Here is a 20,637-nt window from a genome sequence, read left to right on the forward strand (position 1 = left end):
GGGACCGGCCCCCTTCGGCGGTCAGTAGCGGTAATGGTCCGACTTGAACGGACCGGCCACGGTAACGCCGATGTAGTCAGCCTGTTCCGGGCGCAGTTCGGTCAGCTTGACGCCGATCTTGGCCAGATGCAGTCGCGCGACCTTCTCGTCGAGGTGCTTGGGCAGGATGTAGACGCCGGGCTTGTAGTCCTTGCCCTTGGTCCAGAGCTCGATCTGCGCCAGCACCTGGTTGGTGAAGCTCGCCGACATCACGAAGCTCGGATGACCGGTGGCGTTGCCGAGGTTGAGGAGCCGCCCCTCAGACAGAAGTATGATCCGGGCGCCCGAGGGCATCTCGATCAGGTCCACCTGGTCCTTGATGTTGGTCCACTTGTGGTTCTTCAGGCTCGCCACCTGAATCTCGTTGTCGAAATGGCCGATGTTGCCGACGATCGCCATGTCCTTCATCTCGCGCATGTGCTCGATGCGGATCACGTCGCGGTTGCCGGTCGTGGTGATGAATATGTCGGCGGTCGAGACGACATCCTCCAGCAGCACCACCTCATAGCCGTCCATCGCCGCCTGCAGCGCGCAGATCGGGTCGATCTCGGTCACCTTCACCCGCGCTCCGGCACCGCGAAGCGAGGCGGCCGAGCCCTTGCCGACATCGCCATAGCCGCAGACGACGGCGACCTTGCCGGCCATCATCGTGTCGGTGGCGCGGCGGATGCCATCCACGAGCGATTCCTTGCAGCCGTACTTGTTGTCGAACTTCGACTTGGTGACGCTGTCGTTCACGTTGATCGCCGCGAAGGGCAGCAGGCCCTTCTTGTGCAGGTCATAGAGCCGGTGGACGCCGGTCGTCGTCTCCTCGCTCACGCCCTTGATCGAGTCGCGCTGCTTGGTGAACCAGCCGGGGCTTTCCTCGAGCCGCTTGCGGATCTGGTTGAAGAGGCAGACCTCCTCCTCCGATCCGGGCGTCTCGATCAGGTGGGTCTCACCGTTCTCGACCCGCGCGCCCATCAGGATGTAGAGTGTCGCGTCGCCGCCGTCGTCGAGGATCATGTTGGCTGTGCCGTCCGGGAACCGGAAGATCTGGTCGGTATAGGCCCAGTAGTCCTCCAGCGTCTCGCCCTTGACCGCGAAGACCGGCACGCCGCTTTCGGCGATCGCCGCGGCGGCATGGTCCTGGGTCGAGAAGATGTTGCACGAGGCCCAGCGCACTTCGGCGCCGAGCGCGGTCAGCGTCTCGATCAGCACCGCGGTCTGCACGGTCATGTGCAGGCTGCCGGCGATCCGCGCACCTGCAAGCGGCTTCGAGGTGCCGAACTCCTCGCGCAAAGCCATCAGGCCCGGCATTTCGGTCTCGGCGATGTCGAGCTCCTTGCGGCCGTAGCCGGCAAGCGAGATGTCCCTGATGATGTAATCCTTGGCCATGCGCGTTTCTCCGGAAATGTTCGAGTTGGCGGTCAGATATCACCCTGAGGGCCGGGCGGCAATCAATGCCCTGACCCGCGCGCTCGCAATCCCAGTATGGCCTTGGGTTGGTCCAGTGCCGTCAGCCCGACGCGGGCTCGGCGTCGTCGGCCGCATCGGCGGAGGAGGGCGGCGAGAGTTGCCAGTATTTTCCGGAGGCGACAAGGCAGCTCATGCCGTTCGGGCGCGTAATGATGATCGAGAAGGTGCCGGTCTCGGCCGAACTCCACAGTTCGACGAGCTGCTTCGAGCTTTGCAGCCCCGCGCCCGTCAGGCTCTCGCTGTATTTGCGCGACAGGGTTTCGGTCATCTCGTCGCGGTCGGCGCAAGAGAGCTGCGTCTGCGCGATGGCCGGGGGCGCCATCGCGGCGGCACCAAGGATCATGGCGGAGGTGAAGATGCGTTTGAACATGGCGTTTCCTTTCCGTTTCCGGCGGTCCGCCCTGCCGGGGCAGAACCGCCCTCATTGCAGAATGTTGTGAAGGAGAGATATGGGTGAGGGGCCGTCGTCGCCATTAACGGCGCGACACATTTCCGCGACCCCGCGCGAGCGGGCCCGACCGACAAGGACCGAAGACCGATGCCGCCGAAACCCGCCCGCGCCTGGCAACGCATGCTGTCAGGCCGCCGGCTCGACCTTCTCGACCCGTCGCCGCTCGACGTGGAGATCGAGGACATCGCCCATGGCCTAGCCTTCGTCGCGCGTTGGAACGGACAGACGATCGGCGATTTTCCTTATTCGGTGGCCGAGCATTCTCTGCTGGTCGAGGAGATCTTCGCCCGTGCAAACCCCGGCATCGCGGCGCGCTGGCGGCTGGCGGCGCTTTTGCATGACGCTCCGGAATACGTCATCGGCGACCTGATCAGCCCGGTGAAGGCCGCGGTCGGACCCGGCTACGAGGCGCTGGACGAACGGCTGGCCGTCGCGGTGCATCTGCGCTTCGGTCTTCCGGGCGAGCTTCCCGCCGCCATCAAGACGGCGATCAAGCACGCCGACCATCTCTCGGCCTGGCTAGAGGCCGTGCAGATCGCCGGGTTTTCCCGCGCCGAGGCCGACCGCTTCTTCGGCGTGCCCGACGCGCTGACGGTGCGGGGCCTGTCGATCCGGCTCCGCCCGCCGGTCGAGGTGCGTGCCGAGTTCATCGCCAGGCACGCGGCGCTGATGAAGGAAGTGCTTACCTGAGACCTCACCGCCGGAGCCCGATGTCGCGCATCAGGTGGTCGTCGAGATCGGCGAGCTCGCGACGCAGACGGCGGCGCTCGGCATCGCGATCGGAAGTCGAGCGGCCGCGGTTCTGGAATGTGGCGATGCGGAAGGTATCTGCAAGAACGGTTAACATTTTGATGTCCTCCGACTGGATTTGATGGGGGTAATCTAGCTATCATTGGGGGACTCAGCGAGTCAGAAGGATTTCCAAACTGTTAGCAGAACTTACATATGCCTGATCTGAACTGGCTGCATTTTCCGCCGCTTCCGGCGCTTCGCGCCTTCGAGGCGACGGCGCGGCTCGGCGGCTTCAGCGCGGCGGCGCGGGCGCTGAACGTCACCCATGCGGCGGTAGCCCAGCAGGTGCGCGCGCTCGAGGCGCATCTCGACCTTGCGCTGGTGCGCCGCGACGGGCGCGCGATCGCGCTGACCGAGGACGGCGTCCGGCTTGCCGCTTCGCTGTCGGAGGGGTTCGGCGCGATCCAGGCCGTCTTGGACGAACTGCGCGAAGGAGGTGCGGATCGCCCGGTGACGGTGACGCTCACCCCGACCTTCGCGAGCAACTGGCTGATGCCGCGGCTGGGTCGGTTCTGGTCCGAACACCCCGAGGTCGCGGTTTCGCTCCGCCCCGACCCGCGCGTCCTCGATCTTCGGCGCGAGCGTCTCGACTTCGGCATTCGCTTCGGCGAGGGCAACTGGCCGGGCGTCGAGGCGACCTACCTCACCTCGGCGCGCTATATCGTCGTCGGGGCGAGCAAGCTGTTTCGTGGGCCCGATCCGCTGACGCGCGAGGAGATGGAACGGCTGCCCTGGATCCTAGAGCCGGACTGGCCCGAGCAGCGGCAGTGGATCGCCTGCTGCACCGGGCTCGATCCCGACCGCCTGCACATCACCGAATTCGCCACCGAGGAACTTGCCCTCTCGGCGGCCCGTCAGGGATACGGACTCCATATAACGAGCGCCGCGCTTGTCGAGGCCGATCTGCGCGCCGGCGAGATGCGGATCGCTGTCGAGACAGAGGACGACAATCCCGGCTATTACGTCGTCACGCCGCCGGGCCCGCTGCGGCGCCCGGCGCGGATCTTCATGCGCTGGCTGCTGGCAACCGTCTAGATCGCGAGGTCGTCGAGCGACTTGCCGGCCTTGAGCGCAGCGTCAACCCAGCGCGGCCGGCGCCCGCGGCCGGTCCAGGTTTCCGCGCTGTTTTCCGGATTGGCATATTTCGGCTTGGCGGATTTTCTTTTCTTGACCGGCGCCACATCGACCAGATCGGCAAGAGTATAACCCATGGCCTGGGCTTGTTCCTTGATCGCCGCGAGCGCCTCGCGCTTCTTGCGCTCTTCGAAATCTTCGATCTTTTTGGAAACCTGCGCCTGGAGGGTCTTGAGCTCTTTCAGCGACATTGCATCGAGATCAAATTTCACGGAGACGCTCCCTGTTTTTCTATTTGTGCATTCGACCGGCCGGGACGGAATCCCGATTTGCCTTGATTTGGTACTAGCGTCTTATTCTCTGCGTTTCCAGCCTATTTGGGGCTGCGTTTCGCCAATATCCGCTGAAGAGTGCGTCGGTGCATGCTCAGCCGGCGCGCGGTCTCGGAAATATTGCGGTCGCAAAGCTCGTAAACGCGCTGAATATGCTCCCAGCGGACGCGGTCGGCCGACATCGGATTTTCCGGCGGGGGCGGGTGGGCTTCGCTGCGCGACAAAAGCGCATTGGTAATGTCATTCGCGTCGGCGGGTTTCGACAGGTAATCGACCGCCCCGATTTTCACCGCAGCGACCGCCGTCGCGATCGCGCCGTAGCCGGTCAGCACAACGACCCGGCAATCGGGCCGACGCTCGCGCAGAACCTCCACGACATCGAGCCCGTTGCCGTCCCCGAGCCTCAGATCGACCACCGCGAAGGCTGGCGGGTGGGCCTGGGCGATAGCGCGGCCCTCGGCAACGCTTTCGGCGGTTTCGGGCTGAAACCCGCGTTTCTCCATCGCGCGCGCCAGCCGGCTGACGAAGGGCGCGTCATCGTCGACCAGCAGCAGCGTCCGGTCGGGTCCAAGTTCGTCAAGCTCGTCTTCGGCCATGGTTTCCCCGCATCGCTTTCACCCGGTTCTAGGGTGTCCCGCGTCGGCGGTCAATTTCACTCCCGCGCCGCCTCGATGAAGCAGGCAGTTCGGCTGGCGATATCCTCGGGCGTATCGTCGCGCGAGAAAAAGTCGGCAAAACCTATTTCCGGCAGCATCAGATAGGTCTGGGTCATGTGATCGACCAAGTAATAGTCGTCGCCAGGACTATCGGGAACCTTGAAATAGGTACGATAACTTTTGGCGACCGCGTCGATTTGTTCTTCCGTGCCGGTAAGGCCGATCATTCGCGGATGAATATAATCCGTCCATTCCTTCAGGACCTCGGGCGTGTCGCGCTTCGGGTCGACGGAAATCAGGACCGGCGTCACCTCGTATCCCATCTCCTCGAGGACATCCACGGCCTCGGCGTTGCGACCGGTATCGGCCGGACAGATATCCGGGCAAAAGGTATATCCGAAATAGACGAGGCTCGGTTTCGTGAGAACGTCGCGCTCCGTCACGCTGCGGCCGTCCTCGTCCGTCAGGGTGAAGGATCCTCCGATCGCGGCGGCGCCACCCGATATCCGGCTCTCCCGACAGTCCGCGAACCGGTCGGTGCCGTTCTCGGTGACGGCATAGATCGCAACCAATCCGATCGCTACCGCAGAGACCGCCGCGGCGGCGTAGGTTCTGGTCGATATCGGCATCTCGTTCCCCCGGTTTGAGCGGCGCCATTGATCGCGCATCCGGCGCCGACTATCAATCTCTGGCGTAGGAATGCGACAACAGGACCTGAGATGACCCAGCCGGCCCCCGGCACTCCGGCGCATGCGCCCGGCCCCGACCGCGTTGGGCGCATCGCCCACAGCGACTGGGTTCGGCTCACCACCCTCGTCCTGTTGCGCTGGACCGCGGTCTTCGGCCAGGCGGCCGCGCTGCTCGTCGCCTGGAAATACTACAGCATCGATCTCGACCTCGCGCTTTGCTTCGCGGTGGTCGGTTCCGCCGTCGTCGTCAACCTCGCCTCGATCTCGATCTATCCGCGCAACAAGCGCCTGACGGAGACCGAGGCGGCGCTGACGCTCCTGTTCGACACGTCGCAACTTGCGCTGCTGCTGTTTCTCACCGGCGGGCTCAACAATCCCTTTGCGCTCCTGATCCTCGCGCCGGCGACGATCGCGGCGACGGCGCTGCAGACCCGCGCGACGGTCTTCGTCGGGATCGTCACGATCGCGCTCGTAACCCTGATCGCCTTCGTTCACATGCCGCTTCGGACGACCGACGGCAGCCCGGTCGTGGTTCCGCCGATCTTCGGCTTCGGCTTCTGGCTCGCCATCGTCATCGGCGTGGTGTTCCTCGGCCTTTATGCCCGTCGGATCGCCTCCGAGATCCATTCGATGGGCGACGCATTGCTTGCCACCCAGATGGCGCTCTCCCGCGAGCAGAAGCTGACCGATCTCGGCGGGGTCGTCGCCGCGGCCGCGCATGAACTCGGCACGCCGCTCGCCACGATCAAGCTCGTCAGCACCGAGCTCGCCGAAGAACTCGCCGACATGCCTGAACTGCGCTCGGATGCCGAGCTGATCCGTCAGCAGGCGGATCGCTGCCGCGACATCCTGCGGTCGATGGGGCGGGCGGGGAAGGATGACCTGCACCTGCGCAGCGCGCCGCTCTCGGCGGTGCTGCGCGAGGCCGCCGAGCCGCATATCGACCGGGGCAAGACCCTGGTGTTCGGCATCGGCGACGATCCGCAGGCGGACCCGCACCAACCGGTGATCGCACGCCAGCCCGAGATTGTTCACGGCCTGCGCAACCTGATCCAGAATGGGGTCGATTTCGCGCGGGAGCGCGTCTGGGTCGACGCGTCCTGGACCGATCAGACCGTGACCGTGCGGATTGCGGACGACGGCGACGGCTTTCCGCCCCATCTCATCGGGCGCATCGGCGATCCCTTCATGCGCCACCGCCGCGACGAGAACCGGACACAGCGGCCGGAATACGACGGTATGGGCCTCGGTCTCTTCATCGCCAAGACTTTGCTCGAACGGACCGGTGCCCGGCTGAACTTCGCAAATGGCGCCGATCCGTTCCTGTCGGAGGACGAGCGCCCCGCCCGAAGCGGCGCCGTGATCGAGGTGACCTGGCCGCGATCGCGGATCGAGGCGGTCCGCTCCGGCGGGCTCGGGGAGAACCGGCGGATCGATACCTAGCAGCCGCCACCAATTCGCCAAATGGTTGCGAAATTAACGCCTCTTTGACCCATTAGGCGAAATGTAACCACGGAAGAAATGTTCTCCGAGGAAGATGCGAGTTGGTCATGATTGAACTGTTTGCCCAAGCTGCCATCCTCTTTGCGACATCACTCGGTTCTGCGCTCGCCGCGTTGCTCCTGCTGTCGTTTCTCCCTCAACGCCGAGGCCCGGCGACCAGCCTGTCCGGGAATATCCGCGCTCTCGAGCAGGCGGTGTTCCTGTTTGCCGATGACGAACTGATCGATTCGACACGGTCGGCGCGCGACCTGCTGAAGGCGATTCCGGGCTCCGGCACGGAGTGGCAACGCCTGCACACATTCCTCTCGCAGCGGATCGACGGCATCGACGACGCCCTCGCCAGCCTACCCGACCGCGGGGAGGTCGAGCTCGAGAGTCGTGGCGATGCCGAGATCCGCGTCGCTGCGGAATGGCTTGACGGGGTGACGCGCGTGACGGTCACCGATCTTTCCGCCGAGGGGCAGAATGTCGTCGTGGATGGGTTGAGCCATCGCGCGGAGCGCCAGGAACTGGAGGCTCTGCGCGAGACACTCGCGGCCGCGCCACTGCCGGTCTGGCGCACCAATGCCGATGGTGCGGTCAGCTGGGCAAACCCGGACTATCTCGACCGGATCGCCGAGCAGCGCGGAGCCGAAAAGGGCGGCCTGATAACCTGGCCGCTGCCATCGCTCTTCGCTGCGGCCCCTGCGGAAACGCGCGAGCCGAAACGCCAGAAACTGTCCACCGGCGCCGGAAAATCCCTGCGTTGGTACGAGTGCCACAGCTTTCCGGCCGCGACCGGCACGCTGAACTTCGCACTTCCTGCCGATCGCGAGGTGAAAGCCGAATCTTCCCTGCGCGAGTTCCTGCAAACACTCACCAAGACCTTCGCGCATCTTCCGATCGGCCTTGCGGTTTTCGACCGCAAGCGCCAGCTTGCGCTCTTCAACCCGGCGCTCGTGGACCTGACCTCGCTCGGCGTCGACTTCCTGTCGGCGCGACCGTCGCTCGTCTCCTTCCTCGACCGCCTGCGCGAAGCGCGCGTGATTCCCGAGCCGAAGGATTACCACGGCTGGCGCCAACAGATGTCGGAACTGGAGAAAGCTGCCGAATCCGGGTTGTACGAAGATACCTGGACCCTGCCTTCGGGCCAGACCTACCGGGTCACTGGTCGTCCGCATCCCGACGGCGCCGTTGCCTTCCAGATCGAGGATATCAGCTCCGAGATTGCGCTGACGCGCCACTTCCGGTCCGAGATCGCGCTCGGCCAATCGGTCGTGGACACGCTGCGCGAAGCGATCGCGGTCTTCTCGACCGCCGGTGAGTTGATCCTGTCGAATACAGCCTATGATCGGCTCTGGGACGTCGAGACCGGTTCGACGCTCGGCACCGTCTCGATCACCGATTCCAGCCGGATCTGGCAGGCGAGCTCGGCGCCGACACCGGTCTGGGGCGAAATCCGCGATTTCGTCGGCGCGATCGAGGAACGCGCCGCCTGGTCGGCGGAGATCACTCTTGCCGAAGGTGAGGTGATCGGCTGCCGCTGCGTACCCCTGGCCGGCGGTGCGACACTCGTCGGCTTCGCGCGCCTGGGGTACGAGGGGGAAGACGTGCACACCTGCGAGGAAGGAACGCCCGCGCTCGCGGCGCTCGATCTCGCCACGCTCTGACGCGCTCGCAATCGCCTTGCGGGCCGGCTGCCAGCGGTTAAAAGTCGGCGCATGACCGCGCCCCGACCCGATCCATTTGTTGCGACCCTGATCCTGCCGACGCCGGAGTCGACCACCGCGCTCGCGGAATCACTGGGCGAGCAAATCGGCCCCGGCGACGTGATCCTGATCGAGGGGCCGATCGGCGCGGGAAAATCCCATTTCGCCCGCAGCCTGATCCAGGCGCGCCTGCGCGCCGCCGGACGGATCGAGGATGTGCCGTCGCCGACCTACACGCTCGTCCAGGTCTACGAGGTGGACGGCACCGAGATCTGGCACGCCGATCTCTATCGCCTGACCGCGCCCGAGGAGGTTGCGGAGCTCGGGCTCGACGAAGCGTTTGAGACCGCGATCTGCCTCGTCGAATGGCCCGACCGTCTGGGCGATTATCGTCCCGAGAAGGCTCTGACCCTGTGCCTTTTGGCCTTGCCCGAGGGTGAATCGCGACAGGCGTGGCTCTCGGCATCCGATCCGCGATGGACCCCGGTTCTGGCCCGGATCGCACAGGCGGGGGCGGGCCGGCATGACTGACCGCACGAACCTCGCCCGGCAGTTCCTTGCCACGGCCGGCTGGAGTGGCGCGGACCGGGCGGCCCTCGCCGGCGACGCCTCGGCACGGCGCTATGAACGGTTGCGGCTGGACGGTCGCCCCGCCGTGCTGATGGACGCGCCGCCCGAGCGCGGCGAGAGCACCGAACGCTTTGCGCGGATGGCGGACTGGCTTTCGGGTCATGGCTATTCCGCCCCGGCGATCCTCGCTGCCGATCACGATGCCGGGTTCCTGCTGCTCGAGGATCTCGGCGATGCGCTCGTCGCGCGGCTGGTTGCGGAAGATCCGAAGCGGGAGCCCCCGCTCTATGCCGCCGCGACCGATTTCCTTGCCGACCTTCACCGCCACGCGCCGCCGGACTTCGTCGCACCGCTCGACGGCCCGGCGCTGGCCGAGTTTGTGGCGCTCACCCCGCGCTGGTACCTGCCCGGCATCGGCGCGGCGGAGACGCAAGCCGGGAAGTCGCTGCCGGAGCAGGTCGCGGAGACCTATCGCCGCCTCGCCGACCCGGCGATGGTCACGGCGCTCCGCGACTTCCACGCCGAGAACCTGATCTGGCTGCCCGACCGGAAGGGCCCCGCCCGGCTTGGCCTTCTCGACTTCCAGGACGCGGTCGTGGCGCATCCCGCCTACGATCTCGTCTCGCTGCTGCAGGATGCCCGCCGCGATGTCACCCCCGCGACCGAGGCGGAGATGCTCGACCGCTACACCACCGCGACCGGGCGCGACGCCGACCAGTTCGCCGCGATCTATGCGCTCCTCGGCGCCCAGCGCGCGCTCAGGATCGTCGGCGTCTTCGCCCGGCTGACGCTGCATTTCGGCAAGCCGCACTACCTCGGCTACCTGCCGCGTGTCTGGGGCTACCTGCTGCGCAACCTCGCCCACCCCGCGCTTGCCGACCTCGCCCGGACGGTGGCCGAGGCGCTGCCCGAACCGACCCCGGAGCGTGTGCAAAGGATCAAGGACCAATGCGGCAGCTACCAGACACCCTGATGCTCTTCACCGCCGGCCTCGGCACACGGATGCGCGCGCTGACCACGACCCGGCCGAAGCCCTTGATCGAGGTTGCCGGGCGGGCGCTCCTCGACCATGCGCTCGCGCAGGTGGATGGGGCCGGGGTCGGGCAAATCGTGGCCAATCTCCACTACCTGCCCGACCAGATCCGCACCCATCTCGCCCACCGCCCGGAATTGCGGTTTTCCGACGAAACAGAGACGATTCTCGAGACCGGCGGCGGGCTTCGTCACGCGCTGCCGCTCCTTGGTTCCGGCGCGGTCTTCACTCTGAATACCGATGCGGTCTGGACCGGGCCGAATGCGCTCGCCCAGCTTCGCGCGGGCTGGGATCCCGCGCGGATGGACGGGCTCCTGCTGCTCGTGCCGCGGGAGCGGGCGACGGGCCATACCGGATCCGGCGACTTCGATCTCGACGCAGAGGGACGGCTCAGTCGCGGCCGCGGCTACGTCTATACCGGGGCACAGATCCTCAAGTCCGACGGCCTCGCGGAAATCCCGGACCAGGTGTTCTCTCTGAACCGGCTCTGGGACCGGATGCTCGCCGAAGGCCGGCTCTACGGTGCCGTTCATGACGGCGGCTGGTGCGATGTCGGGCGGCCAGAGGCGATCCCGCTTGCCGAGGCGCTTCTCAAAGAGGCGGAACGCGATGTTTGAACCTTCCGCCGCGCCGCGCCTCTTCGGCCTGCCGCCCGGTGCCGACTTTCCCGCGGCCCTCGTCTCCGGCCTCGTCGCGAAGATGGCGGATCAGCCGCCTGCGGCGATGGCGCGGGTCACGCTCTACCTCAATACCGGGCGGATGCAGCGCCGGGTCCGGGCCGAGTTCGACCGCCACGGCGCACGGTTTCTGCCGCGGCTGCGGCTCGTCACCGATCTCGGCCGCGATCCCCTCGCCGGGCTGCCGCCGCCGGTTCCGGCGCTGCGGCGGCGGCTGGAGCTGGCGCAGCTCGTCGCGGGCCTCCTCGCGCGGCAACCCGACTTCGCCTCCGGCACCGCCGCGATCGACCTCGCCGACAGCCTCGCCCGGCTGATGGCGGAGATGCAGGGCGAGGGCGTCGCACCCGCTGCTTTGGAAGCGCCGGACCTCGCCGAAAACCATGCCGCGCACTGGGAACGGAGCCTCGCCTTCATCCGCATCGTCGCGCGCTATTTCGCCGATGACGCGGTGCCGGACGCCGAGGCGCGGCAACGCCGTATCGTGGAGGCGCTGGCCGAACGCTGGGCGAAGGCGCCGCCCGAGGACCCGGTCCTGATCGCCGGATCGACCGGCTCGCGCGGCGCGACGCTCGCGCTGATGGCGGCGGTGGCGCGGCTGCCGCAGGGCGCGGTGGTGCTGCCCGGCGTCGATTTCGACATGACGGACGCGGCCTGGAACAGTCTCTCTTCCGGCCGAATTCCGGCCGAGGACCATCCGCAATACCGGTTCCTGAAACTCGTTGAAACGCTCGGCCTGCCCGCCGACGCGATCCGTTCCTGGCCCGGCGCCGCACCGGATCCTGCGCGCAACCGGCTGATCTCGCTCGCGCTGCGGCCCGCGCCGGTCACCGACCAGTGGATGGCGGAAGGCGCGAACCTCGGCCCCCTCGCGCCCACAGTGGAAAGGCTCTCGCTGATCGAGGCGCCCTCGCCGCGGGCCGAGGCGGTAGCGATCGCGCTCCGCCTGCGCAGGGCGGCGGAGGAGGGCCAGCGGGCGGCGCTGATCTCGCCCGACCGGATGCTGACCCGGCGCGTCGCGGCGGCGCTCGACCGCTGGGGGATCCTGCCCGACGACAGCGCCGGCCAGCCGCTCGCGCAATCCGCACCGGGCCGGTTCCTGCGCCATGTCGCGGGGCTTCTCGGGCGGCGGCTCTCGGCCGAGGCGCTGCTGATCCTGCTCAAGCACCCGCTGACCGCGACCGGATCGCATCTGCGCGGCGATCACCTGCGCTTCACCCGCGATCTGGAACTGAAGCTGCGTCGCAGCGGGCCGCCCTTTCCCGAAGGCGCCGATCTACGCTCTTGGGCGAAGGCGCGCGGCGAGGCCGAGCGGATCGCCTGGGCCGACTGGATCGGCGGCTGGATCGCCGAGCTAGACGCGGGCAAAAAACGCCCGCTTTCGGCATGGACAGAGACGTTTCTGGCGCTCGCGGGCAAGATCGCGGCCGGTCCGGGCGGCAACTCCGACGACAGCGAGCTCTGGCGCGAGGAGGCGGGCCGGGTCGCCCTCGCGGCGATGGAGGAGTTGCGGCGGGAGGCCGGGCATGGCGGCGACTACGGGCCGGCCGATTTCGCCGACCTGATCACCGCGCTCCTCGGCCAGGGCACGGTCCGCCGCACCGAGGGCGCGCATCCCCTGATCGCGATCTGGGGCACGCTCGAGGCGCGGGTGCAGGGCGCCGATCTGGTGATCCTCGCCGGGCTCAACGAGGGCATCTGGCCGGCGCTGCCCGCGCCCGATCCGTGGCTGTCGCGGCAGATGCGGCTGAAGACCGGGCTCCTCCTGCCCGAACGCCAAGTCGGTCTTTCGGCACATGACTTCCAGCAGGCGGCGGGGGCGCCCGAGGTGATCTTGTCGCGGGCGGTCCGCGACGACGAGGCCGAAACCGTGCCCTCGCGCTGGCTCGCGCGGCTGACGAACCTGCTCGACGGCCTTCCGGCGCAGGACGGCAAGGAAGCCTTGGCCGCAATGCGGGCGCGTGGCGCGGGCTGGCTTGATCTTGCCGCCGCGCTCGAAGCGCCCGAGGTCACGACCGACCCCGCGCGCCGCCCGGCGCCGCGCCCGCCGGTCGCCGACCGCCCGCGCGAGCTTGCGGTGACCGGGATCCGCACGCTCATCCGCGATCCCTACGCGATCTATGCCCGCTACATGCTCCGGCTGAAGCCGCTCGACCCCCTGCGCGCCACGCCCGACGCCCGCCAGCGCGGACAGGTGCTGCACCGGATCGTCGAGGAGTTCATCCGCGGCCGTCCCGAGGGCGAAAGCGAGGCGGCGGCCCGCGACCGATTGATGACGCTGGCCGAGACTATCCTCGGCGAGGAGATCCCCTGGCCCAGCGCGCAGCGGATCTGGCTCGCCAAGCTCGGCCGCGTCGCTGACAGCTTCGTCGCCGCCGAGGCGCGGCGCGAGGCGCGCGGTGCGCCGGTGATCCTTGAAAAAAAAGGCTCTGTTCCGCTTGAATCCGGCCATTTCACGCTTGTCGCCAAGCCCGACCGGATCGACCTTCTCGACGATGGAAGGGTGCATATCTACGACTACAAGACCGGTCGCCCGCCCAGCGACAAGCAGGAGGAAGCGTTCGAGAAGCAGCTTCTCCTTGAAGCGGGGATGGCCGAACGCGGCGGCTTCGCCGATCTCGGCCCGCGCGCGGTCGAGGGGGCGACCTATATCTGGCTCGGCGGCGACGGCAGTGAGAAGCCCTCGAAGATCGACGATGCGGTGATTGCCCGGACCTGGGCCGAACTTGAAAGGCTCATCGCCGCCTACCGCCGCCGCGAGACCGGATACGCCTCGCGCCGCGCGGTGTTCGAGGCGCGGCGCGACGGCGACTACGACCACCTCGCGCGGTTCGGCGAATGGGAGATGGGCGACGGGCCGGAACCGGAGGATGTCGGATGAGGCGCAACGACGCGAGCGAGGCCCAGGTCCGGGCCGCCGATCCGGCGCAGTCGACCTGGCTTTCGGCCAATGCCGGCTCCGGCAAGACGCGGGTGCTGATCGACCGGGTGGCGCGGCTTCTCCTGGGCGGGACCGAGCCGCAGAAGATCCTCTGCCTTACCTATACCAAGGCTGCGGCGAGCGAGATGCAGAACCGGCTTTTCCAGCGGCTTGGCGGCTGGGCGATGCTGTCCGAGCCGGATCTGCGTGAAGCACTTGGCGAGCTCGGTGTCGATGACAGGATCGACGCCGAGACGCTGGCCCGCGCGCGTCGGCTTTTCGCGCGCGCGATCGAGACGCCGGGTGGGCTGAAGATTCAGACGATCCACTCCTTCTGCGCCGCGCTTCTGCGCCGCTTCCCGCTCGAGGCGCGGATCTCTCCTGGCTTTGCCGAGCTTGACGACCGTGCGGCAAAGTTGATCCGCGAAGAAATCCTGGAGGAGCTTGCCGCCGGCGCGGATGTCGGGGCTGTCGATGCGATCACCGCGCATTTCTCGGGCGACGACCTCGCGGGCTTTCTCGCCGATTTGTGCCGGAACAGTGACGCTTTTTCTTCCCCGCTCGCCCGCAATGGGGCGCTCGCGCTGTTCGGTCTGCCGACGGGATTCGCGGCTGCCGACCTCGTGGCCGAGGCCTTTATGGGCGGCGAGGCCGAGGTCATCGCCGCGCTCGTGCCGCTGCTCGCCGCCAGCGGGCCGAAGGACGCGAAGGCGGGGCTGAAGCTCGCGGGCCTGTCGTTCGATCCGCCGGGTCTCGCGACGATCGAGGGGCTGGAAGGCGTGCTGCTTTACGGCAAGGACGCCAAGGCCGGCGCCTTCACCGCGAAGATCGGCGATTTCCCGACCAAGGGTCTGCGCGAGGGCCCGGCGGCCGTGCTGATGCCGCGGATCGAGGCGCTGATGCGGCGCATCGAGGCCGGGCGCGACCGCCGGATAGCTCTTCTGGCGGCCGAGAAGACCGCGGCACTCCACCGGTTCGCCGCCGCCTTCTTGCCGCGCTATGCCCAGCGCAAGGCCGCCGCCGGCTGGCTCGACTTCGACGACCTCATCACGCGCGCCGCCTCCCTGCTCTCCGACCGCTCGGTCGCGGCCTGGGTGCTGTTCCGGCTCGACGGCGGCATCGACCACATTCTCGTCGACGAGGCGCAGGATACCAGCCCCGGCCAGTGGCAGGTGATCGAGCGGCTGGCCGAGGAGTTCACCGCCGGCGAGGGTGCGCGGGGTGCCGCGCGGACGATCTTCGTCGTCGGCGACAAGAAGCAGTCGATCTATTCCTTCCAGGGCGCCGATCTCACCGCCTTCGACGCGATGAGGGCGCATTTCGCGGCCAAGTACGCCGCCGTTTCCGTCGGGTTCCAGCAACAGGAGCTGATGCATTCGTTCCGCTCTTCGGACGCGATCCTGAGGGTCGTCGACCTCACCTTCGACGAACGCGTCAACCGCGGGCTCGGCGGCTTTGCGAAGCATATCGCCTTCAACAGCGGCCTGCCGGGCCGGGTCGACCTCTGGCCGCCGGTGCCGAAGGCGGAAAAGCCCGAGCCCGAGAACTGGTACGACCCGACTGACATCCTGCCCGAGGACCACGAGACGGTGATCCTCGCCCGCCGCATCGCCGCCGAGATCCGGCGGATGATCGAGACCGGGGTGCAGATCGTCGCGAAAGGCGCGGCGCAGCCGGTCCATGCTGGCGACTTCCTGATCCTCGTCCAGCGCCGCTCGGACCTCTTTCACGAGATCATCCGCGCCTGCAAGGCCGAGGCGCTCGACATCGCCGGGGCCGACCGGCTGAAGATCGGCGGCGAGCTTGCGGTCAAGGACCTCTCCGCGCTCCTGCGCTTTCTCGCCACCCCCGAGGACGACCTCTCGCTCGCCGCTGCCCTGCGCTCGCCGCTCTTCGGCTGGTCGGAGGCCGAGCTCTACGACCTCGCGCATGGGAGGGGCGAGCGCGTCTTTCTCTGGACCGCGCTCCGCGATCGCGGCGGCGATTTTCCCGAAACGCTCGCGGTGCTTGACGACCTGCGCAAGCGGACCGACTTCCTGCGGCCCTACGATCTCGTCGAGCGGATCCTGACCCGCCATGACGGGCGGCGGAAGCTGCTCGCCCGGCTCGGGGCCGAGGCCGAGGACGGAATCGACGCGCTCCTCAACCAGGCGCTCGCCTTCGAACAGGCCGAGGTGCCGAGCCTCACCGGCTTCCTCGTCTGGCTTGAGGCCGACGAGGTGGAGATCAAGCGGCGGCTCGACACCGCCTCGAAGGCGATCCGGGTGATGACAGTGCATGGCGCCAAGGGGCTCGAAGCGCCGATCGTGATCCTGCCAGACACTGCGAAACGCCGCGACGAGCTGCGCGACGAGATCCTGACGCTCGGCGGCAGCGCGGTCTGGAAGACCCGCGACGCCGAGAGCCCAGCGGCGATCGGCGCGGAACGCGCGCGGCTGATCGAACGCCAGCGCGAGGAGCGGATGCGGCTTCTCTATGTCGCGATGACGCGGGCCGAGAACTGGCTCATCGCCTGCGGCGCCGGCGACGTCGGGCAGGGGGCGGAGAGCTGGTACGGGCTCATTGCCGATGCGGTGGGAAAAGCCGGCGGTGCGAACCTTCCGGGTGGTGGTAGACGGTTCGAGCATGGGGCATGGCCCGCGCACGCGGCGCCGGATGCGGCCGAGGCGGAGCCGCGCCCCGAGATCCCCGGCTGGGCGCGCGATCCCGCGCCGGTTCCGGCCGTTGCGGAGAAACCGCTGTCGCCCTCCGGACTGGGCGGCACCAAGGCGCTGCCCGGCGAGGCGGGGCTCGACGAGGAGGCGGCGAAGCGCCGTGGCACCTTCCTGCATCTTCTCCTTGAACACCTGCCGCTCTGGCCCGAGGCCGACTGGCCGGAGATCGCCGCGGCGCTTCTCGTCTCCGGCGAGGAACCGGGCGATCCGGGTGAAACAGAGACGCTTCTGGCCGAAGCGAGCGGGGTTCTCGCCGCCCCCGGCATGGCGCCCCTGCTCTCCGCAGGCGCGCTGGCCGAGGTCGAGGTGACGGCGCGTCTCCCGGAACTCGGCGGTCGCATCGTGCATGGCACGATCGACCGGCTGCTGATCGAGCCCGACCGGGTGCTCGCGGTCGATTACAAGTCGAATGCCGTCGTGCCCGCCGCGCCGGAACTCGTTCCCGACGGGATCCTGCGCCAGATGGGCGCCTATGCCGCGATGCTCGGCCAGATCTATCCGGGCCGGCGGATCGAGACCGCGATCCTCTGGACGCGGACCGGACAGGTGATGCCGCTGCCTCCCGAGATCGTGAGGGAGGCGCTGCTCACGACCACCATCCCTTGACGAGCCCCATAGGCGCCCATACTTTCTGTCGAACGCATTCCGAAACTGGAGACTGAACATGGCCACCGTCGCCGTCACCGACGCCACCTTTGACTCCGAAGTCCGGCAGTCCGCCATCCCCGTCGTCGTCGATTTCTGGGCGGAATGGTGCGGCCCCTGCAAGCAGATCGGCCCGGCGCTCGAGGAGCTGTCGGAGCATTACGCCGGCAAGGTCAAGATCGTGAAGGTGAACGTGGACGAGAACCCCGATTCGCCGGCGCAGATGGGCGTGCGCGGGATTCCGGCGCTGTTCATGTTCAAGGACGGCCAGATCATCTCGAACAAGGTCGGCGCGGCCCCGAAGGCGGCACTGCAGAACTGGATCGAATCGGCAATCTGATCCCGACCACGGGACGGATCACGGGGGCGCCTTCGGGCGCCCTTTTCGTTGCGCCGGTTGCGGGCGGCGGCCCGTGCCGCCATATAGGACCGGACGAACGGAGGGCTTCGATGGCGGACGAGAAATTCCCCGGCTGGCACGGCACGACGATCATCGGCGTGCGCAGGGGCGGCGAGGTCGTGGTTGCGGGCGACGGGCAGGTGAGCCTTGGCCAGACCGTGATCAAGGGCACCGCGCGCAAGGTGCGGCGCCTTAGCCCCGGCGGCCGCGACGTGGTCGTGGGCTTCGCCGGCTCCACCGCGGACGCCTTCACGCTGCTGGAACGGCTGGAGAAGAAGCTCGAGGCCGCGCCGGGGCAACTCACGCGGGCCTGTGTCGAGCTGGCCAAGGACTGGCGCACCGACAAGTACCTGCAAAAGCTTGAAGCCATGCTGATCGTCACCGACGGGGCGACGCTTCTCGTCGTCACCGGCGCGGGCGACGTGCTGGAGCCGGAACATGACGTGGCCGCCATCGGCTCGGGCGGCAACTTCGCGCTCGCCGCGGCGCGGGGTCTGATGGAGACGGCGCTTTCCGCCGAGGAGATCGCGCGCAAGGCGATGGCCATCGCCGCCGATATCTGCGTCTACACCAACGGCAATCTCACGGTAGAGACGATCCGTGGCTGAGGAACCCAAGACCTTCGGCCCGACCGACCTCCGCGCCGCCGTCGCCGCCGGGATCGTGACCGAGGCGCAAGCGGCGGCCGTGACCGCGCTCGCGCATGACCGGGCGGGCAAACGCGCCGCGCTGGCGGCCGAGGACGAGCCATTCGAGTTCTTCAAGGGCTTTGCCGAGATCTTCGTCGCCACCGGCCTCGCGATCCTTCTCGGCGGGCTCGGGCTGCTTCTCGGCGTGATCGGCGGCGTGACGATCCTGATCCTGATCCCCGCGATCATCGCCGCGGTGGCCTGGTGGATGGCCCGCTACTTCACGCTGAAGCGGCGGATGAATCTGCCGTCGATGGTGCTCATCAGTGCCTATTCCGGCGGAATCTATGTCTCGGCCCTGACGCTTCTCGGCCAGATGGACTTCGGGCTGAAGGGTGTGGCCTTCGCCTCGGCCGCCATCGCGGCGGGCGCCGCGGCGCTCTGGTTCCGCCGCTTCAAGCTGCCCTTCGCGATGTTCGTCTTCGGCGGCTTTGCCCTCATGGCGACCTACGCGGTCTTCACCCGCTACAATCCCGGCGCCACGGTCGAGAGCCTCGACAGCTGGGCCCGCAGTTTCGTGCCCCGCGCCAATCTGACGCTCGCCTCGCTGGTCTTCGGCATCGGCGCCTTCCTGGGCGCCATGTGGTTCGACATGAAGGACCCGCACCGGATCGGGCGGCATTCCGCGACCGCGTTCTGGCTGCACCTTCTCGCCGGCGCGGCGCTGGTGAACTCGATCGCCGGCAATATCTGGGGCGCGGGCGGCAGCGGGGCGATCCTGCCCACCACGGCCGCACTTCTGGTCTTCGCCCTGATCGCGCTCGTCATCGACCGCCGCTCGATGCTGACGGCCGGCATCGTCTATATCGGCGCGGTGATCTACTGGGCGGTGGCGGGCGACGGCTTCGCGGATGCGTTGGACTGGGCCAAGATCCTGATCATCCTCGGCGCCTTCTTCACCGTGCTCGGCACCTGGTGGGTGCCGCTCCGCGCGGCGCTGATGCGCGCGCTTCCCGCTTTTCCCGGCAAGGACCGGCTGCCGCCTTACTCGGAGACCCCATGACCAACCTCACCCCCCGCGAGATCGTCTCGGAACTCGACCGTTTCATCATCGGCCAGAAGGACGCCAAGCGCGCCGTCGCGGTGGCGCTGCGGAACCGCTGGCGTCGCAAGCAGCTTTCGGACGACCTGCGCGAAGAGGTCTATCCGAAGAACATCCTGATGATCGGCCCCACGGGCGTCGGCAAGACCGAGATCTCGCGGCGGCTCGCGAAGCTCGCCAGGGCGCCCTTCCTCAAGGTCGAGGCCACGAAGTTCACCGAAGTCGGCTATGTCGGCCGCGATGTCGAACAGATCATCCGTGACCTGATGGACACCGCCATGATCGAGACCCGCGAGCGGATGCGCGAGGAGGTCAAGGCCCGCGCCCATCAGGCCGCCGAGGACCGGGTGATCGAGGCGATCGCCGGCGCGGACGCCCGCGAGCAGACGCGCGAAATGTTCCGGACACGGCTGAAGAAGGGCGAACTCGACAACACCGTGATCGAGCTCGAAGTTGCCGAGGCCGCGCCGCAGATGCCGATGCTGGACCTGCCCGGCCAGCAGGGCATGGGGATGATGAATCTCGGAGACATCTTCGGCAAGGCCTTCGGCGGGCGGCGCACCCGCAAGAAGCTGACCGTGGCCGAGAGCTACGAGGTGCTGATCTCCGAAGAGGCCGACAAGCTTCTCGATGACGAGGTGGTCAAGCTGGCGGCGCTTGAGGCGGTGCAGGAAAACGGCATCGTCTTTCTCGACGAGATCGACAAGGTCTGCGCCCGCGCCGAGACCCGCGGCGCTGATGTCAGCCGCGAGGGCGTGCAGCGCGACCTCCTGCCCTTGATCGAGGGCACCACCGTCAGCACGAAATACGGGGCCGTGAAGACCGACCACATCCTCTTCATCGCCTCCGGCGCCTTCCACATCGCCAAGCCGTCGGACCTCCTGCCCGAACTGCAGGGCCGGCTGCCAATCCGGGTCGAACTCAGGGCGCTCACCGAGGATGATTTCGTCCGAATCCTCACCGAGACCGACAATGCGCTGACCCGGCAATATTCGGCGCTGATGGCGACCGAGGAGGTCACGGTGGACTTCTCCGAGGACGGCATCAGGTCGCTCGCCCACATCGCCGCCGAGGTCAACCGCAGCGTCGAGAACATCGGCGCGCGGCGGCTCTACACGGTGATGGAGCGGGTGTTCGAGGAATTGTCGTTCACCGCGCCGGACCGGGCCGGGGACAAGGTCACGGTCGATGGTGCATTCGTCGAGAAGAACCTCGGCGACCTCGCCCGCTCGACCGATCTCAGCCGCTACGTTCTCTGAAGCGCTGGC

General features: G+C 67.7%; 19 protein-coding genes. 13 read left to right on the forward strand and 6 right to left on the reverse strand.

Annotated features, from left to right (window positions below; genetic code table 11):
- Positions 1 to 21: 21 nt before the first annotated feature.
- Both ahcY and R5H32_RS07110 read right to left on the reverse strand, forming a co-directional pair.
- Positions 22 to 1,416 carry an adenosylhomocysteinase gene (gene ahcY / locus R5H32_RS07105; protein ID WP_318337993.1) on the reverse strand — a complete coding sequence of 465 codons (1,395 nt, stop codon included), beginning with the start codon at positions 1,414 to 1,416 and terminating at the stop codon, positions 22 to 24.
- A gap of 121 nt (positions 1,417 to 1,537) precedes the next feature.
- The gene (locus R5H32_RS07110; RefSeq protein WP_318337994.1) at positions 1,538 to 1,867 is read right to left on the reverse strand and encodes a hypothetical protein; all 330 of its coding nucleotides are present in this window, start codon (positions 1,865 to 1,867) and stop codon (positions 1,538 to 1,540) included.
- Between the two features lie 168 nt (positions 1,868 to 2,035).
- Between R5H32_RS07110 and R5H32_RS07115 the strand changes: the two genes are divergently transcribed.
- On the forward strand, positions 2,036 to 2,638 hold the full coding sequence (locus R5H32_RS07115; protein WP_318337995.1) for an HD family hydrolase: 603 nt from the start codon (positions 2,036 to 2,038) through the stop codon (positions 2,636 to 2,638).
- Between the two features lie 4 nt (positions 2,639 to 2,642).
- On the opposite strand, the gene R5H32_RS07120 is transcribed toward R5H32_RS07115, so the two are convergent.
- On the reverse strand, positions 2,643 to 2,795 hold the full coding sequence (locus R5H32_RS07120; RefSeq protein ID WP_318337996.1) for a DUF1127 domain-containing protein: 153 nt from the start codon (positions 2,793 to 2,795) through the stop codon (positions 2,643 to 2,645).
- A gap of 98 nt (positions 2,796 to 2,893) precedes the next feature.
- Between R5H32_RS07120 and R5H32_RS07125 the strand changes: the two genes are divergently transcribed.
- Positions 2,894 to 3,775: a LysR family transcriptional regulator gene (locus R5H32_RS07125; protein ID WP_318337997.1), complete on the forward strand. Its 882-nt coding sequence runs from the start codon at positions 2,894 to 2,896 to the stop codon at positions 3,773 to 3,775.
- Here the strand turns inward: R5H32_RS07125 and R5H32_RS07130 are convergent.
- The 3 genes from R5H32_RS07130 to R5H32_RS07140 form a co-directional block, all read right to left on the reverse strand.
- On the reverse strand, positions 3,772 to 4,086 hold the full coding sequence (locus R5H32_RS07130; protein WP_318337998.1) for an H-NS histone family protein: 315 nt from the start codon (positions 4,084 to 4,086) through the stop codon (positions 3,772 to 3,774). The two genes, R5H32_RS07125 and R5H32_RS07130, sit on opposite strands and share 4 nt — an antisense overlap.
- Positions 4,087 to 4,187: 101 nt before the next feature.
- Positions 4,188 to 4,742, reverse strand: a complete 555-nt coding sequence (locus R5H32_RS07135) for an ActR/PrrA/RegA family redox response regulator transcription factor (protein WP_318337999.1) — start codon at positions 4,740 to 4,742, stop codon at positions 4,188 to 4,190.
- A gap of 56 nt (positions 4,743 to 4,798) precedes the next feature.
- Positions 4,799 to 5,554: an SCO family protein gene (locus R5H32_RS07140; protein ID WP_318338000.1), complete on the reverse strand. Its 756-nt coding sequence runs from the start codon at positions 5,552 to 5,554 to the stop codon at positions 4,799 to 4,801.
- Between R5H32_RS07140 and regB the strand changes: the two genes are divergently transcribed.
- The 11 genes from regB to hslU all read left to right on the forward strand — a co-directional run bounded on the left by regB (position 5,522) and on the right by hslU (position 20,628).
- Complete coding sequence (regB, locus tag R5H32_RS07145) at positions 5,522 to 6,934, forward strand: sensor histidine kinase RegB (RefSeq protein ID WP_318338001.1); 1,413 nt, start codon at positions 5,522 to 5,524, stop codon at positions 6,932 to 6,934. The genes R5H32_RS07140 and regB overlap by 33 nt on opposite strands.
- 107 nt (positions 6,935 to 7,041) lie before the next feature.
- Positions 7,042 to 8,643, forward strand: a complete 1,602-nt coding sequence (locus R5H32_RS07150) for a PAS-domain containing protein (RefSeq protein ID WP_318338002.1) — start codon at positions 7,042 to 7,044, stop codon at positions 8,641 to 8,643.
- Between the two features lie 51 nt (positions 8,644 to 8,694).
- Positions 8,695 to 9,213 carry a tRNA (adenosine(37)-N6)-threonylcarbamoyltransferase complex ATPase subunit type 1 TsaE gene (gene tsaE / locus R5H32_RS07155; RefSeq protein WP_318338003.1) on the forward strand — a complete coding sequence of 173 codons (519 nt, stop codon included), beginning with the start codon at positions 8,695 to 8,697 and terminating at the stop codon, positions 9,211 to 9,213.
- Positions 9,206 to 10,225: an aminoglycoside phosphotransferase family protein gene (locus tag R5H32_RS07160; RefSeq protein ID WP_318338004.1), complete on the forward strand. Its 1,020-nt coding sequence runs from the start codon at positions 9,206 to 9,208 to the stop codon at positions 10,223 to 10,225. The genes tsaE and R5H32_RS07160 overlap by 8 nt, the downstream gene beginning before the upstream one ends.
- Positions 10,201 to 10,902 carry a nucleotidyltransferase family protein gene (locus R5H32_RS07165; protein WP_318338005.1) on the forward strand — a complete coding sequence of 234 codons (702 nt, stop codon included), beginning with the start codon at positions 10,201 to 10,203 and terminating at the stop codon, positions 10,900 to 10,902. Before R5H32_RS07160 ends, R5H32_RS07165 begins: the two co-directional genes overlap by 25 nt.
- The gene (gene addB / locus R5H32_RS07170; RefSeq protein WP_318338006.1) at positions 10,895 to 13,840 is read left to right on the forward strand and encodes a double-strand break repair protein AddB; all 2,946 of its coding nucleotides are present in this window, start codon (positions 10,895 to 10,897) and stop codon (positions 13,838 to 13,840) included. The genes R5H32_RS07165 and addB overlap by 8 nt, the downstream gene beginning before the upstream one ends.
- Positions 13,837 to 17,199 carry a double-strand break repair helicase AddA gene (addA, locus tag R5H32_RS07175; RefSeq protein WP_318338007.1) on the forward strand — a complete coding sequence of 1,121 codons (3,363 nt, stop codon included), beginning with the start codon at positions 13,837 to 13,839 and terminating at the stop codon, positions 17,197 to 17,199. Before addB ends, addA begins: the two co-directional genes overlap by 4 nt.
- Positions 17,200 to 17,257: 58 nt before the next feature.
- The gene (gene trxA, locus R5H32_RS07180; RefSeq protein ID WP_263335112.1) at positions 17,258 to 17,578 is read left to right on the forward strand and encodes a thioredoxin; all 321 of its coding nucleotides are present in this window, start codon (positions 17,258 to 17,260) and stop codon (positions 17,576 to 17,578) included.
- Between the two features lie 110 nt (positions 17,579 to 17,688).
- Entirely contained in the window at positions 17,689 to 18,246 is a 558-nt protein-coding gene (gene hslV, locus R5H32_RS07185; protein ID WP_318338008.1) for an ATP-dependent protease subunit HslV, read from the forward strand.
- Complete coding sequence (locus tag R5H32_RS07190) at positions 18,239 to 19,330, forward strand: hypothetical protein (RefSeq protein ID WP_318338009.1); 1,092 nt, start codon at positions 18,239 to 18,241, stop codon at positions 19,328 to 19,330. The genes hslV and R5H32_RS07190 overlap by 8 nt, the downstream gene beginning before the upstream one ends.
- Positions 19,327 to 20,628, forward strand: a complete 1,302-nt coding sequence (gene hslU / locus R5H32_RS07195; protein WP_318338010.1) for an ATP-dependent protease ATPase subunit HslU — start codon at positions 19,327 to 19,329, stop codon at positions 20,626 to 20,628. The genes R5H32_RS07190 and hslU overlap by 4 nt, the downstream gene beginning before the upstream one ends.
- Positions 20,629 to 20,637 lie beyond the last annotated feature (9 nt).

Source organism: Defluviimonas sp. D31 (assembly GCF_033436765.1).
In the GTDB taxonomy this organism is placed as follows: Bacteria; Pseudomonadota; Alphaproteobacteria; order Rhodobacterales; family Rhodobacteraceae; genus Albidovulum.